This window comes from Salmonella sp. SAL04214, from assembly GCF_046550615.1.
In the GTDB taxonomy this organism is placed as follows: Bacteria; Pseudomonadota; Gammaproteobacteria; order Enterobacterales; family Enterobacteriaceae; genus Salmonella; species Salmonella enterica.
In genome coordinates this window covers 35,485-49,641 of sequence record NZ_JBGDXT010000013.1, presented here as the reverse complement: position 1 = coordinate 49,641, position 14,157 = coordinate 35,485, and the positions used below count along the sequence as shown (strand labels likewise).

The window sequence follows — 14,157 nt, the reverse complement described above, 5'->3', positions numbered from 1 at the left end:
GCCATGCCGTGTGAAGAACTGGAAATCGTCTGGAAGAATATTAAAGCTGAAGCCCGCGCTTTAGCTGACTGTGAGCCTATGTTGGCCAGTTTTTATCACGCCACGCTACTCAAGCATGAAAATCTGGGCAGTGCGCTGAGCTATATGCTGGCAAATAAACTGGCGTCGCCCATCATGCCCGCTATCGCTATCCGTGAAGTAGTTGAAGAAGCCTATGCCGCCGACCCGGAAATGATCGCGTCGGCAGCCTGCGATATTCAGGCCGTGCGCACTCGCGATCCGGCGGTGGATAAATACTCCACGCCGCTGTTATATCTGAAAGGCTTTCATGCGCTACAGGCCTACCGCATTGGTCACTGGTTGTGGAATAAAGGTCGCCGCGCGCTGGCTATCTTCCTGCAAAATCAGGTTTCGGTCTCGTTTCAGGTGGATATTCACCCGGCAGCGAAAATTGGCCGCGGGATTATGCTCGACCATGCCACCGGTATTGTGGTGGGGGAGACGGCGGTTATTGAAGATGATGTGTCGATCCTGCAATCCGTCACCCTGGGCGGTACCGGGAAAACGAGCGGCGATCGTCATCCTAAAATCCGCGAAGGCGTGATGATTGGCGCGGGCGCGAAAATTCTCGGCAATATCGAGGTGGGGCGCGGCGCGAAAATTGGCGCAGGTTCCGTCGTTTTACAGCCTGTCCCGCCGCACACTACCGCCGCAGGCGTTCCGGCGCGTATTGTCGGCAAGCCGGGCAGCGATAAGCCGTCGATGGATATGGACCAGCATTTCAACGGGCTACACCATACGTTTGAGTATGGCGACGGCATCTGAATTGCGCGGTACAACTAAAAAACGCTGTTCCGATGGAGTGCAATCCCGGAACAGCGGAGCGAAGAATTCGCAATGTGGACAATCAGGCTGCGGATGATGTCAGCGTGATGCGATCCAGCGGGCCGACGATAAACAGATATGAAATGAGACCAATAAGTCCCATCGAGCCAACGTATAAAATGGCAAAGTCGAACGACTGAGTATTGGCAAGAATCACGCCGATGACCAGTGGCGTAACGATGCTTGCCATATTGCCGCACATGTTAAATACGCCGCCGGCAATACCCAGAACTTCCTTCGGCGAGGTGTCGCTGAGTACGCACCAGCCCAGGTTACCAAACCCTTTGGCAAAAAAGGCCAGACTCATCGCCGCAATGACCACAAATTCTGAAGAGGTGTAGTTGGCGATCACAATTACGCAAGAGAGCAACATACCGCAGATAACAGGCAGTTTCCGCGCGACGGTAAGGCTATAGCCGCGTTTGAGTAGCCAGTCGGAGAACACGCCGCCGAGCAGGCCGCCAATAAAACCGGCAATGGCTGGAATACTGGCCACAAAACCGACTTTCAGAATCGACATGCCTTTCGCCTGGTACAGGTAGGTCGGGAACCAGGTCAGGAAGAACCAGGTGATAGAGGTGACGCAGAATTGCCCGATGTAAACACCGATCATCATCCGGTTAACACAGACGGTTTTAATCTGCGCGAACGTTATTTTCTGCGGCTCCTTTTTACAGCCCAGAGAGGGCTCGCCACCACCGCTACGAATATAGTCAATTTCCGCTTGATTAACTTTTGGGTGGTGCATCGGATCTTTGACTTTCATTAACCAGAATATACCGAGCATCACACCAATAGCGCCAATATAATAGAAGACAAAATGCCAGCTTAAATTATGCAGAATGATCGTCATTAGCGGGGTGATAATGCCCAGCGAGATATATTGCGCAGCCTGATAAACTGAAGTAACGAAACCTCGTTCATTATTGGGAAACCATTGTACGCTTAAACGACTGTTCGCCGGAAAGGCAGGCGCTTCAATCGCGCCCATCAGCAGACGTAGAATAACCAGTACAATTAATGGGCTGCCATACAGATAGATCGTTCCCTGAAACATGGTTACTAACGACCAGCCAATCAATGCGCAACCGTAAACCAGTCGTGAACCGTAGCGGTCTAATAGCCAACCGCCGGGTAGTTGCATAATGACATAGGCGATACCAAATGAGGAGAAGGCCAGGCCCATCGCTTCCGGATCAAAACCTAATTCTTTACTCATTATTGGGGCAACTACGGATAGAGTTGCGCGATCCGCATAATTAAATACGGTAGCAAGAAATAAAAATATAAGAATGGTATGACGCACTTTTGTGCGCTTTATTATTGTGTTCATTATCTACTCCTCAGATAAGGGCAGAATGCATCCTGTAAGGTAAGAGAGGCGGGACGGATTCCCGCCAGTCGGGTTAAGGGCGTTTGCCAAATTCACATGTTAATTGTGTCCAGCGGCGCGCTTGTTCACTGAGCGTGAAACCCAGACCATGACGATCGGAAATCCACATGCGGCCATCGCGCAGCTCAAGTTGCTCGTTGAATAATGGGTTCAGCCACTCGAAATGTTCCAGCCACGGCTCCAGGGGATACGCTGCGGAAAGGTGCAGGTGTACTTCCATCGCAAAGTGCGGCGCCAGCTTACGCCCGTGTTTCGCCGCCAGATCCATAATCTTCAGGAACGGAGAGATACCGCCGACACGCGGCGCATCTGGCTGAACGAAATCGCTGGCATTGCCCAGAATCAACTGCTCGTGTTCCCGGAAACTGGTCAGCATTTCCCCGGTGGCGATAGGCGTATCCAGCGCGGCAGCAAGCTGGGCGTGGCCTTCGATGTCGTAAGCATCTAATGGTTCTTCAATCCAGATAAGATTGAACTGTTCCATTTTACGCCCCATGCGGATAGCCGTTTCGCGATCCCACTGCTGGTTAGCGTCAACCATTAACGGGAACTCATCCCCAAGCGCTTCACGTACTGCGGTTAAGCGGCGAATATCCTCAGCGCAGTTGGGTTGTCCGACTTTCAACTTAATACCGCCAATGCCATTTTCGCGGGAAATCACCACATTTTTCAGAACTTGATCGAGCGGTGTATGCAAGAACCCCCCTGAGGTGTTGTAACACTGAACGGAGTCGCGGTGCGCGCCCAACAGTTTTGCCAGTGGCAGACCGGCACGTTTAGCCTTCATATCCCATAAGGCGATATCGATAGGGGAGATAGCCTGTACCGCCATCCCGCTACGCCCCACTGAGGCTCCGGCCCACAGCAGCTTAGTGTATATTTTGTCGATATCATTGGGATCTTCGCCCAGTAGATTATCGGCTATCTCTTTGGCGTGAGCATAAATACCCTGGCCGCCAGCACGTTTGGAGTAGCTAAAACCAACGCCTTCAAAGCCATCGCGACTGCGGATTTCGGCAATGATGATTGCCACTTCGGTCAAAGGTTTCTGGCGACCGGTCAGTACCTTCGCGTCACTCACTGGCGTCGCCAGCGGTAGAAAAGCCAGTGATAGCTTCACCCATTCGATACGATCGCCGGTTTCTGCCGCGGTTCTGGTATTCGCCGCTTTTGCATACGTTACGGCGTCGGAATTCGCGCTTAAAGCCATTTTTTTTCTCCTGATAATCACAAAATGATTGCGCTAACATTTTTATTATTAAGCGAACGCAGGATCCAGAAAGTTGATGTTGATTTGAACATTTGATCACATATGTCGTATAAAAAGCAGGATTTATTGCAAAATGGATCACGATCCAAAAATATCTGGGGAAATGCATAATACAAAATGATGGCGCTATCATTTTGTAATGACTGAGCTTGATAAGCTACTGTATTTACGGCCTTTCCTGATGCGAAGCTGGCAATAGCCGCAGGCATGATGAATAATGCGCGGATAAATCAGCCAATCTTTGCAGGGGCATCAGACGTGAAGAGAACCAAATCACCTCGTGCGCCGACGCTGGAAGATGTAGCACGTAGCGCCGGGCTGTCTCCGATGACAGTCAGCCGGGCATTGAATTCGCCACAACTGGTTCGCCCCAAAACGGTTGAGAAAGTCATGCAGGCGGTTCGCGTCACAGGCTACATACCCAACGCGTTAGCCGGTGGTCTGGCGTCGCGACGGAGTAAATTAATCGCTGTCGTCGTGCCGCAAATTAACAACAACATGTTTGTCGATACCATCCAGTCGCTGAGCGATGAACTGGCCCGACGCGGATATCACATATTGCTGTGCGTGGCGGGATATACCGAACAAACGGAAGCGGAGTTGGTGGCGACACTGCTTTCCCGCCGCCCCGATGGCGTGGTGCTTACCGGGATCCATCACACGATAGAACTGAAAAAGGTCATCCTGAACGCGGCTATTCCGGTGGTGGAAATTTGGGACTTAACGCCCACGCCGCTTGATATGCTGGTCGGTTTTTCCCATGAAAAAGTCGGGCAGGCGACGGGGGAGTATCTTCTGAGTAAGGGCTATCGTCGTCCCGGCTTGTTGTGGACCGCCGATCGCCGAGCCGCGCAACGTAAGCAGGGGTTATGTAGTGTTCTTCAACGCCACGCTATTCATGCCGTACCGCAGGTAGATGTCCCCCTTCCGGCATCGCTTTCGCTGGGGCGCAGCGGTTTAAGCCAGCTTTTTGACGAAGGGACGTTTGATGTCATTGTTTGCAGTTCTGATACCCTGGCACAGGGGGCGATGATGGAGGCGGAAAGCCGTGGTATGCGCATTCCGCATGATTTAGCGGTTATTGGTTTTGGCGACCTTGATTTTGCCGCCAGCAATCGACCGTCAATTACTACCGTAAGCGTTGACAGACGCGCCATTGGTCAGCGCGCCGCTACGCTGTTGGCCGATCGTATTGAACAGAAACCGTGCGCAGAAGCTATTGTGGATATTGGCTTTCATTTGATTGAGCGAGAGTCCGCATAAACGGGAACATGCCATCGGGATCGGCCAGGCCGGATCAGGCGTTAGCCGCCATCCGGCATTGAATATATTACGACCGCAATGCCGCGCCGGGATATCCTAACTGGCGCCACGCTTCATACACCACCACCGACACCGCATTCGACAGGTTCATGCTACGGCTATCCGGCATCATCGGAATGCGAATCTTCTGCTCTTTAGGCAACGCATCGAGAATGCTGGCGGGCAGGCCGCGCGTTTCCGGGCCAAACATCAAATAATCGCCATCCTGATAGCTTACGGCGCTATGGGCGGGCGTGCCCTTTGTCGTCAACGCAAACAGGAGCTGCGGATTTTCAGCGGCGACAAAGGCGGCATAATCGTGATGGCGCTGAACCGCGGCGAATTCGTGATAGTCCAGCCCTGCGCGGCGTAAGCGCTTATCATCCCAGGTAAACCCCATCGGTTCGATGATGTGCAGACGAAAGCCGGTATTGGCGCAAAGACGAATGATGTTGCCGGTATTCGGCGGGATTTCTGGTTCGAAGAGTACGATGTTAAGCATGATGCCCCCTTAAATGCGGGGGGCAGAATAGCAGAAATTTACCGGGCTCTCACGCGCCAGGCGTTCAGGCGGCATCGCCTTTGCTCATTGGCGCCAGCGCGGCGGGCAAACTTTTCCCCAGTTCCTGCACCAGTGAATCGCCACTGATTTCGCTAATGGATTTCGCGCCGGTCAGGGTCATGGCGACTTTCATCTCTTTCTCGATCAGGTCCAGCAGGTTGGCGACCCCCGCTTTTCCTGCCGTCGCCAGCGCGTAGAGATAGGCCCGACCCAGCAGTACGGTATCGGCCCCCAGCGCAATCATACGCACGACATCCAGCCCGTTACGAATCCCGCTATCCGCCAGAATGGCGATATCGCCTTTCACCGCATCGGCAATGGCGGGCAGGGCGCGGGCGGAAGAGAGCACGCCATCGAGCTGGCGGCCGCCGTGATTCGACACCACGATACCGTCAGCGCCGAAACGTACCGCATCGCGGGCATCTTCTGGATCGAGGATCCCTTTGATCACCATTGGGCCGTCCCAGAATTCGCGTATCCACTCCAGATCTTTCCAGGAGATGGACGGATCGAAGTTATTTGCCAGCCAGCCGATATAGTCCTCAAGGCCGGTCGGTTTACCCAGATAGGCGGAAATATTGCCTAAATCATGCGGGCGACCGTTCAGGCCGACATCCCACGCCCATTTAGGGTGCATCACCGCCTGCCAGTAACGGCGCATGGCGGCGTTTGGGCCGCTCATCCCGGAGTGGGCGTCACGGTAGCGCGCGCCCGGCGTTGGCATATCGACGGTAAAGACCAGCGTGGAGCAGCCCGCCGCTTTCGCACGTTCAAGCGCGTTGCGCATAAAGCCCCGGTCACGCAGCACATAAAGCTGGAACCACATCGGGCGCTTAATGGTTGGTGCAACTTCTTCTATCGGACAGACGGAGACGGTGGAAAGGGTGAACGGAATGCCCTTTGCGTCTGCGGCGGCGGCGGCCTGTACTTCGCCGCGACGGGCGTACATGCCGCACAGACCTACCGGCGCTAATGCCACTGGCATCGACAACGTTTCGTTAAACAGGGTCGTTTCCAGGCTTAAATCGGACATATTTTTCAGCACGCGCTGGCGCAGAGCGACTTGCGACAGGTCTTCCACATTTCGGCGCAGGGTATATTCCGCATACGCGCCGCCGTCGATGTAGTGGAAGAGGAAAGGAGGCAACGTGCGCTGAGCTGCGGCGCGATAATCGCTGGCTGCTGAAATAATCATGATTTATTCTCCCTGGTCATCTCATTATGGTCGCCGGGCAGGCGGGTAATACGCGCCTGGCGGGCCTGGTCTTCATCAAATCGTTTAATCGTGGTGTGGACAAAACTGAGGTGCGCCATCATCGCTTTACGCGCGCCCTCGGCGTTACCGTCCAGAATGGCGTCCATCACCGCCTGGTGTTGTTCCGTCAGCTTTGAGAATACGGGCGGAACGAGATACATACGCTGGCGACTCTGTTTGACGGAGGATTGCAGGACGTCGAAGAAACCGCGCATGGTTTGCAACAGCACCACATTGTGCGAGGCTTCCGCGATCGCCAGATGAAAGCGCACGTCGGCCTGGGAGGCGAGATCCGGGTCTTCGCTGAGCGTCGCATCAAAGCAGAGTCTGATTTTCTCTTTGTCGGCAGCGGTGGCACGCATGGCGGCGTGCCAGGCCGTACTGGCTTCAATGGCGTGGCGGGCTTCCAGAATGTCGAAACTGTAGTCCGGATCGTGCGCCAGCAGGGTTTTCAGCGGTTGCACGATATTCTGTTCAGACCAGGTTTCGTGCTGCCAGCGGACAAATGTCCCGCCGCCGCGACGGCTCACCAGCACGCCTTCACTGACCAGCTTCGCCAGCGCTTCGCGTAAAGAGTTGCGTGATACGCCAAGCTGTAGAGCCAACTGGCGCTCGGCGGGCAATTTCATGCCCGCTTCCAGGTTTTGTTCTTCAATCAGCGCCCGCACGCGAGAGGCAATCTCGTCGGACAGGCGTTTTGGCATCACAATCACGGAATCATCCAGGTTAAGACATAGGCCTGCAGGGTGGTAATCACCCCCACCATGCAGGTGAAAATCAGGCTATGTTTCACGGTAAAGCGGAACAGATCAGACTCTTTCCCCACTAATCCCACTGCCGCACAGGCGATGGCGATAGATTGCGGCGAGATCATCTTGCCGGTCACGCCGCCGGTGGTATTTGCCGCCACCATCAGCACATCCGAAACGCCGATTTGCTGCGCCGCGGTAGCCTGTAGAGAGGCAAACAGCGCGTTAGATGAGGTGTCGGACCCGGTCAGGAAGACACCCAGCCAGCCGAGGAACGGCGAGAAGAACGTGAAAGCGCTGCCGGTGTGCGCCAGCGCTAACGCCAGCGTGGAAGAAAGCCCGGAATAGTTCGAGATAAACGCGAACGCCAGCACCATGCCGATGGAGTAAATCGGCAACGCCAGCTCTTTCAGCGTGCTGCCAAAGGTCTGGATTGCGGCTGAGGGTTTCATTTTCAGCCAGACGATAGACAACAGCGCGGCAAACAGGATCGCCGTGCCGGTGGCGGAGAACCAGTCAAATTTATACACCGCCGCGTAAGCGGTCGCTTCGTGTACAACCGGCGGCATACGGGCGACCAGTTTATCGAGATACGGTACCGGAACGTTAATTACCCAGTCATACAGCGCGCCGCCGGGGGCAAACAGCGCTTTGAACGGCGGTATGCTCCAGAGAGTGACCGTGGCGGTCAGGAACAGGAACGGCGACCAGGCGCGAACAATTTGTCCTGTCGTATAGCGGGTACGGGCCAGCGTCTGATCGACCTGTGACGCGCCCATATCGCCGAAGCGGAAGATGCGTACCGGCTGCCAGCGTTTGAGGAACAGCGTCAGACACACCAGAGACACCAGTGAAGAGATGATGTCCGGCAGTTCCGGCCCGATAAAGTTGGAGCTGAGATACTGGGCGATAGCAAACGAGCCGCCAGCGACCATCACCGCAGGCCAGGTTTCTTTCACGCCGCGCCAGCCGTCCATAATCGCCATAATCCAGAACAGGACGATAATGGTCAGGAACGGTAGCTGACGACCGACCATCTGACCGATTTCAAAGCTGTCCAGGCCCGTGACCTGTCCGGCAACCAGAATCGGGATCCCCATCGCGCCAAAGGCGACTGGCGCGGTGTTTACAATCAGGCACAACCCTGCCGCATACAGCGGATTAAAGCCCAGACCCACCAGCAGCGCGGCGGTTATCGCCACCGGCGCGCCGAAACCCGCCGCGCCTTCAAGGAACGCACCGAAGCAGAAGCCGACAATCAGCATTTGCAGACGTTGATCGGGGGTAATTGACAGAATTGACGAGCGAATAATGTCAAACTGCCCGGTCTTGACCGAAATTTTATAGACGAAGACCGCGGCGATGATTATCCAGGCAATCGGCCATAGCCCGTAGAAGAAGCCATACACGACCGATGCCAGCGCGTGATCGACTGGCATTTTATAGAACAGCAGCGCGACGGCGAGCGCGATAACCACCGTCCACGAAGCGGCAACATAGCCTTTCAGCTTGAGTTTAATCAGGGCGAAAAAGAAGAACAGGATTGGGAGCGATGCAATCAGGCTGGAAAGCCAGATATTACCCGCCGGGTCATAGTTTTGTTGCCAGAGGTTCATTGCAGGTCTCCTGAGAACCACACGCATAATGGGATGAATCTTTGCTCATCTCGTTGAAGTCACATTATGTGTAAAAGTGGTCCTGCCAATATTGTTGTGTATGGATAATGACAACAAATAGTTAACCAGATGTTATTTATTGGCAACGGTATTGTAGAGTTAATTTAATGAAATGTGAACCTGTGGTCGGATCCAGCGGGAATTGGTAGGACCAATAATTTAGTCAGTCAGAAAGGAAGAACCGGGTAAGCGAAAGTGCCGCCCGGTCAACGTTTAGAATTCTGTTTTATTAAAGCCTGTCATCTCTTTGAGCCCCATTTCCCGGCCCAGCGCCGTCATCGGGTGGACAACAATCAGGCCACGCACGCTTTTCTTCAACTTGCCCATGTCGGCCTGCTCTTTTTTAGTGATCGCGCGGCGAAACGGCAGGTTCATCAGCTTCTGCGCTTCTTTACTCAGTTTCTGGCTGTGTACTTCGCGCAGACGGATAATTTCTGCTTCCAGCGTCTCTTTTTCTTTTTCCAGCTCCGCGTATTTATCGGCGGATTCAACCAGAGAGAGACCTGCCTGCTGGTGGCGAATAGCGTCAAGACGATCGCTCAGGCGTTTAATTTCGTTTTTTTCGACTTCTTTCATGGGATAGCTTCTGATAGAAATGGGATAGATACCTTATAGTATGCGCGCAGTGAGTGATTCTTCACAACTCATGACGTAAAGATAATCAATTATGGCAAGTATTACACTGCTCATTATTTAATTATCTCGTTGAGAATAAAATCCTTTTTGTCGAAAGAAAAGATGAAGCGCCCTTTTGTCGGCAAGAAAAGCGATTAAGCACATTTTCCTCAATGACAACGCTAAATTGATCCTAAACTCAAATAAGCGACCGCGGGAGTCAGACGCGGGCCCCACATGGAGGATCTATCATGGCAAAAATAGGTGAGAACGTACCACTTCTTATTGATAAAGCCGTCGATTTTATGGCGTCCAGCCAGGCGTTCCGTGAATACCTGAATAAAACGCCGCCGCGTGATTATGTTCCTTCCGAAGTGCCGTCGGAGAGCGCGCCCATTTATTTGCAGCGTCTGGAATATTACCGACGGCTGTACCGACCAAAAGAAGAAGAAAGAGGTTAAGGGCGGGATTTACTTTTGAAAGGCCTTTTTTAAGCTGATTTTAGAAATCAGCTCGGTCAGAGAGAGGACCATCGTCGAACGCACCGCCTGCTGGTAGCGCTGAATTTGCATGGCGTAGAGCGCCGCGTCGGACGTATCAAAATGCGGCGGCGGCGGCAGCGCCATGACGCAGTGCAGTTCGCCAAACGGCCCGAGGATTTCATCGTCGGTAAAGGCGTACTCATTGCCGTCGTGATTCAGCTCTTCGCGCAGCGCCATTAACAGCTCCGCATCTTCATATTCGGTGCGGCTGAGTACGCCCAGGCCATAGATAAGTTTCAGACGTACCGAAAGATCGCCCAGCGGCCCGTCGCCGTCCAGCAACGGTTCCACAGCGTATTTCACCGCATAGTCGTCTTTGCGAAACACCTGGAGCACCAGAATATTCACCGCCTCGGTCAATAACTCGACGGCGGTAATCAGGAAGCTCCGTACGGTTTTGCCAGCATTCAGACGCTCAAGCACACGATTTTCAAAGGCCTGGGTTTGTTCCATTATTGCCTGCATATCTGACAATCTGTTATTTGGGCGCAGGCTAACCTGCGCCGGGTTCTGCGTCATTTGGTCGCGTTATATGCGTTAACCGCCTCTGCCACCACATCGCTATTGGCATCCAGCCCGGAAATTTGCGCCAGCGCGGCCTGCGGGCCTTTTTCGGTAATCAGAGCCGCCAACTCCTGCGCCTGCGGATCTTCATCACTACGGAAATGCATCGCCGCCGCGATCCCTTTGACCAGATTCACATGCGGCAGACCATATTCCAGGGTGCCAAGCAGCGGTTTGATCAGACGGTCGCCCGCGCTGAGTTTGCGTAGCGGCTGACGACCTACGCGTTCGACGTCATCTTTCAGATACGGGTTTTCAAAACGACCGAGGATTTTCTGAATGTATGCCGCATGTTTGTCGGCATCAAAACCGTAGCGTTTGATCAGCACCGCGCCGCTTTCTTCCATCGCGCCTTTCACCACCGCGCGAATACTCTCATCGAGAATGGCGTCGCGAATGGTTTGGTGACCGGCTAATTTGCCGAGGTACGCGGTTATAGCATGACCCGTGTTCAGCGTGAAGAGTTTACGTTCGACAAATGCCATCAGGTTATCCGTTAACTCCATCCCCGGAATGTTTGGCAACGCGCCTTTAAACTGGGTTTTATCGACGATCCACTCGCTGAAGGTTTCTACCGTCACTTCCAGCGGATCGTTGGTCGCAGAAGCAGATGGCGGCACAATACGGTCAACGGCGGAATCGACAAAACCGACGTGCTGTTCAACCCAGGCTTTATCGCCATCCGCCAGCGCGTTCATTACGTGGCCTTTCAGCTGCGTGGTGCCGCGCACCATATTTTCACAGGCGATGATATTCAGCGGGGCATCCACGCCCTGCGCCTTACGTTTTACCAGCCCTTTAGCGATGGCCGGAGCGATACGCTCAAGCACAACCGGACCCACGGCAGTAGTGATTAAATCAACGTGGGCAATCAGGTCGACAACATCATCGCCGATGCTGCTGACAGCGTTGACGCCGGAAACGGTATCCACCTGCTCATTTTCACCCACAACATGAACCTGATAGCTATGACGGGCATTCAGGGCATCGAGTACGACCTGGTTTACATCCGCAAACGTCAGTTGTATCCCCGCGTCAGCCAGCAGTTTGCCGATAAAGCCACGACCGATATTACCTGCGCCAAAATGTAATGCTTTCATAGTATTAACCTTCATTAATGTTTTTACCCGAGAGGGCTGGGGTGAGGGACTGCATAGATTTCCCCTCAACCTAACCCTCTCCACAAGGGAGAGGGTATCGCCTTCATATTTCGAACTGCAGATGCGTTGGCTCTCCTCGCTCACCCCAGTCACGTACTTATGTACGCTCCTGGGGATTCACTGCGTTGCCGCCTTCCTGCAGCTCGAACTATTTTGGGGATACTTAACTGTTAAGCTTTTTTACCTGCCAGCAGTTCCAGCACTTCATCCACGCTGGTGGTGTGCGCCAGACGTTCGATCACGGATTCATCATCCAGCGCGTTGGTCAGGCTGGTGATGACCTGGATGTGCTCATTGTTACGTGCGGCGATACCAATGACCAGACGGGCAATATCGTCTTCTTCTTCACCGAAGCGTACGCCTTCCGGATACTGGCAGAACACCACGCCGGTTTTCAGCACGCGATCTTTCGCTTCCACCGTGCCGTGCGGAACTGCGATGGATTCACCGAGGTAAGTCGGCGTCAGCTTTTCGCGGTCCAGCATCGCCTCGACGTATTCCGGCTCAACATAGCCGCCTTTCACCAGTTGTTCACCGGCAAAGCGAATCGCCTCTTCTTTGTTAGCGGCTTTACGGCCCAGGAAGATATTCTCCGCACCCAGTTTGAACAGGTTGTTATCACCCTCTTCAAAGCTGTCTTTCAGATGGTCGCGTACTTTCTCTTCATTAGTATTGTGGCGCTGTGCAGCAACCAGACGTTCGGTCAGGCTGGTGTACAGGCCGCTATCCAGGAAGTTGGTTAGCGAAATATGCTGCGCCTGCGGTACCTGACGCATCGCGCGCTCGGTAAGGTCACGGTGAGTAATGACCAGATCCACATCCGGCGGCAGATTGTTAATGGCGCTGTTAGTGACGGAGATCTGGCTCAGGCCCGCATCCTGTACTTTCTTACGCAGTACCCCTGCGCCCATCGCGCTGGAACCCATACCGGCATCGCAAGCCACGATGATTTTACGCACATGGCTCAGGTCGTTGGTCACGTCGCCAGCCGCCAGCGGAGAGGCGCCTTTAGATTCCGCTTTCATGTCCTGCATACGACGGGTGGCCGCCTCAATGTCATCTTCTTCTTTCACTTTGCTGGTTTTCAGCAGAATTGCAGAAACCACGAAGGAGACCGCCATTGCCGCCACGATGGCAGCGATGTTAGCGAAGTAAGCGCCTTTTGGCGTCATCGCCAGTACCGCCAGAATGGAGCCAGGAGAAGCCGGAGAAACCAGACCGCCGTTCAGGATGGTCAGGGTGAATACGCCGGTCATACCGCCAAGGATAACGGCCAGGATCAGACGTGGGTTCATCAGCACGTACGGGAAGTAGATCTCATGGATACCGCCCAGGAAGTGGATAATTGCCGCGCCGCCCGCAGACTGTTTAGCGCTGCCGCGACCGAAGAACATGTACGCCAGCAGGACGCCCATCCCCGGACCCGGGTTAGCTTCAATCAGGAAGAAGATGGATTTACCCATCTCATGGGACTGCTGGATACCCAGTGGTGAGAAGATGCCGTGGTTAATCGCGTTATTGAGGAACAGGATTTTCGCCGGTTCAACAAAAATGGACGCCAGCGGCAGCATATCGTGCGCCACCATGAAGTTAACGCCCGCCGCCAGAATTTTGGACAGGACTTCAACCGCCGGACCAATACCGAGGAACGCCAGGATGGCGAGGATCATACCGATAATGCCAGCGGAGAAGTTGTTCACCAGCATCTCAAAACCGGATTTGATCTTACCGTCTACCCAACTGTCGAATTTCTTAATGCAGTAGCCGCCTAATGGACCGGCGATCATCGAGCCAAGGAACATCGGTATATCCGCGCCGACAATAACGCCCATGGTAGTGATAGCGCCCACCACGCCGCCGCGTTCGCCGCCAACCAGACGACCGCCGGTATAACCGATGAGCAGCGGCAGCAGGTAGGTGATCATCGGACCAACCAGTTTCGCCAGCGTTTCGTTAGGCAACCACCCTGTTGGAATAAATAATGCGGTGATAATACCCCACGCGATAAACGCGCCGATATTAGGCATCACCATATTGCTGAGGAATCGACCAAAGCTTTGCACTTTGATCTTAATATCGGATGACATAAAAACACCCCTTCTTATGTTGCTGTCGCGCAGGCTGAAAGCCCGAGGTTTGTTAATGTAGCGGCAGAGGTAGCCGGACCCTGTAGTGTAGATACTG

13 protein-coding genes are annotated in these 14,157 nt (G+C 53.9%); 3 read left to right on the top strand and 10 right to left on the bottom strand.

What is annotated here, in order from left to right:
• Positions 1-3: 3 nt before the first annotated feature.
• On the top strand, positions 4-825 hold the full coding sequence (gene cysE, locus ACLJQD_RS19425; RefSeq protein WP_001112114.1) for a serine O-acetyltransferase: 822 nt from the start codon (positions 4-6) through the stop codon (positions 823-825).
• A gap of 82 nt (positions 826-907) precedes the next feature.
• Here cysE and ACLJQD_RS19420 read toward each other — a convergent pair whose 3' ends face one another.
• A complete protein-coding gene (locus tag ACLJQD_RS19420; RefSeq protein WP_001092104.1) occupies positions 908-2,218 on the bottom strand; it encodes an MFS transporter in 1,311 nt (436 codons plus the stop codon).
• Positions 2,219-2,291: 73 nt separating this feature from the next.
• Positions 2,292-3,488 carry an L-talarate/galactarate dehydratase gene (locus tag ACLJQD_RS19415; protein WP_001218249.1) on the bottom strand — a complete coding sequence of 399 codons (1,197 nt, stop codon included), beginning with the start codon at positions 3,486-3,488 and terminating at the stop codon, positions 2,292-2,294.
• Between the two features lie 318 nt (positions 3,489-3,806).
• Here ACLJQD_RS19415 and ACLJQD_RS19410 point away from each other — a divergent pair, with 318 nt between their 5' ends.
• Entirely contained in the window at positions 3,807-4,811 is a 1,005-nt protein-coding gene (locus tag ACLJQD_RS19410; protein WP_001805166.1) for a LacI family DNA-binding transcriptional regulator, read from the top strand.
• 67 nt (positions 4,812-4,878) lie between these two features.
• Here the strand turns inward: ACLJQD_RS19410 and trmL are convergent, their stop codons facing one another.
• From trmL to ACLJQD_RS19385, 5 genes are all read right to left on the bottom strand, one after another.
• On the bottom strand, positions 4,879-5,352 hold the full coding sequence (trmL, locus tag ACLJQD_RS19405) for a tRNA (uridine(34)/cytosine(34)/5-carboxymethylaminomethyluridine(34)-2'-O)-methyltransferase TrmL (RefSeq protein WP_017442139.1): 474 nt from the start codon (positions 5,350-5,352) through the stop codon (positions 4,879-4,881).
• A gap of 64 nt (positions 5,353-5,416) precedes the next feature.
• Positions 5,417-6,607, bottom strand: coding sequence for a quinone-dependent L-lactate dehydrogenase (gene lldD / locus ACLJQD_RS19400; protein WP_000586988.1), 1,191 nt, complete (start codon positions 6,605-6,607; stop codon positions 5,417-5,419).
• A complete protein-coding gene (gene lldR, locus ACLJQD_RS19395; protein WP_017442140.1) occupies positions 6,604-7,380 on the bottom strand; it encodes a transcriptional regulator LldR in 777 nt (258 codons plus the stop codon). Before lldR ends, lldD begins: the two co-directional genes overlap by 4 nt.
• Positions 7,377-9,032, bottom strand: coding sequence for an L-lactate permease (gene lldP / locus ACLJQD_RS19390; protein WP_001055304.1), 1,656 nt, complete (start codon positions 9,030-9,032; stop codon positions 7,377-7,379). Before lldP ends, lldR begins: the two co-directional genes overlap by 4 nt.
• 273 nt (positions 9,033-9,305) lie before the next feature.
• A complete protein-coding gene (locus ACLJQD_RS19385; RefSeq protein ID WP_000665688.1) occupies positions 9,306-9,668 on the bottom strand; it encodes a YibL family ribosome-associated protein in 363 nt (120 codons plus the stop codon).
• A gap of 290 nt (positions 9,669-9,958) precedes the next feature.
• Here ACLJQD_RS19385 and ACLJQD_RS19380 point away from each other — a divergent pair, with 290 nt between their 5' ends.
• Positions 9,959-10,168 carry a hypothetical protein gene (locus tag ACLJQD_RS19380; RefSeq protein WP_001062558.1) on the top strand — a complete coding sequence of 70 codons (210 nt, stop codon included), beginning with the start codon at positions 9,959-9,961 and terminating at the stop codon, positions 10,166-10,168.
• Positions 10,169-10,177: 9 nt separating this feature from the next.
• Here ACLJQD_RS19380 and mtlR read toward each other — a convergent pair whose 3' ends face one another.
• The 3 genes from mtlR to mtlA all read right to left on the bottom strand — a co-directional run bounded on the left by mtlR (position 10,178) and on the right by mtlA (position 14,060).
• Positions 10,178-10,768, bottom strand: a complete 591-nt coding sequence (gene mtlR / locus ACLJQD_RS19375) for a mannitol operon repressor MtlR (RefSeq protein ID WP_000193201.1) — start codon at positions 10,766-10,768, stop codon at positions 10,178-10,180.
• Positions 10,765-11,913: a mannitol-1-phosphate 5-dehydrogenase gene (gene mtlD / locus ACLJQD_RS19370; RefSeq protein WP_000645391.1), complete on the bottom strand. Its 1,149-nt coding sequence runs from the start codon at positions 11,911-11,913 to the stop codon at positions 10,765-10,767. The genes mtlR and mtlD overlap by 4 nt, the downstream gene beginning before the upstream one ends.
• Before the next feature lie 230 nt (positions 11,914-12,143).
• Positions 12,144-14,060 (bottom strand): PTS mannitol transporter subunit IICBA, encoded by a 1,917-nt coding sequence (mtlA, locus tag ACLJQD_RS19365; RefSeq protein WP_410967629.1) that lies wholly within the window; start codon positions 14,058-14,060, stop codon positions 12,144-12,146.
• Positions 14,061-14,157 lie beyond the last annotated feature (97 nt).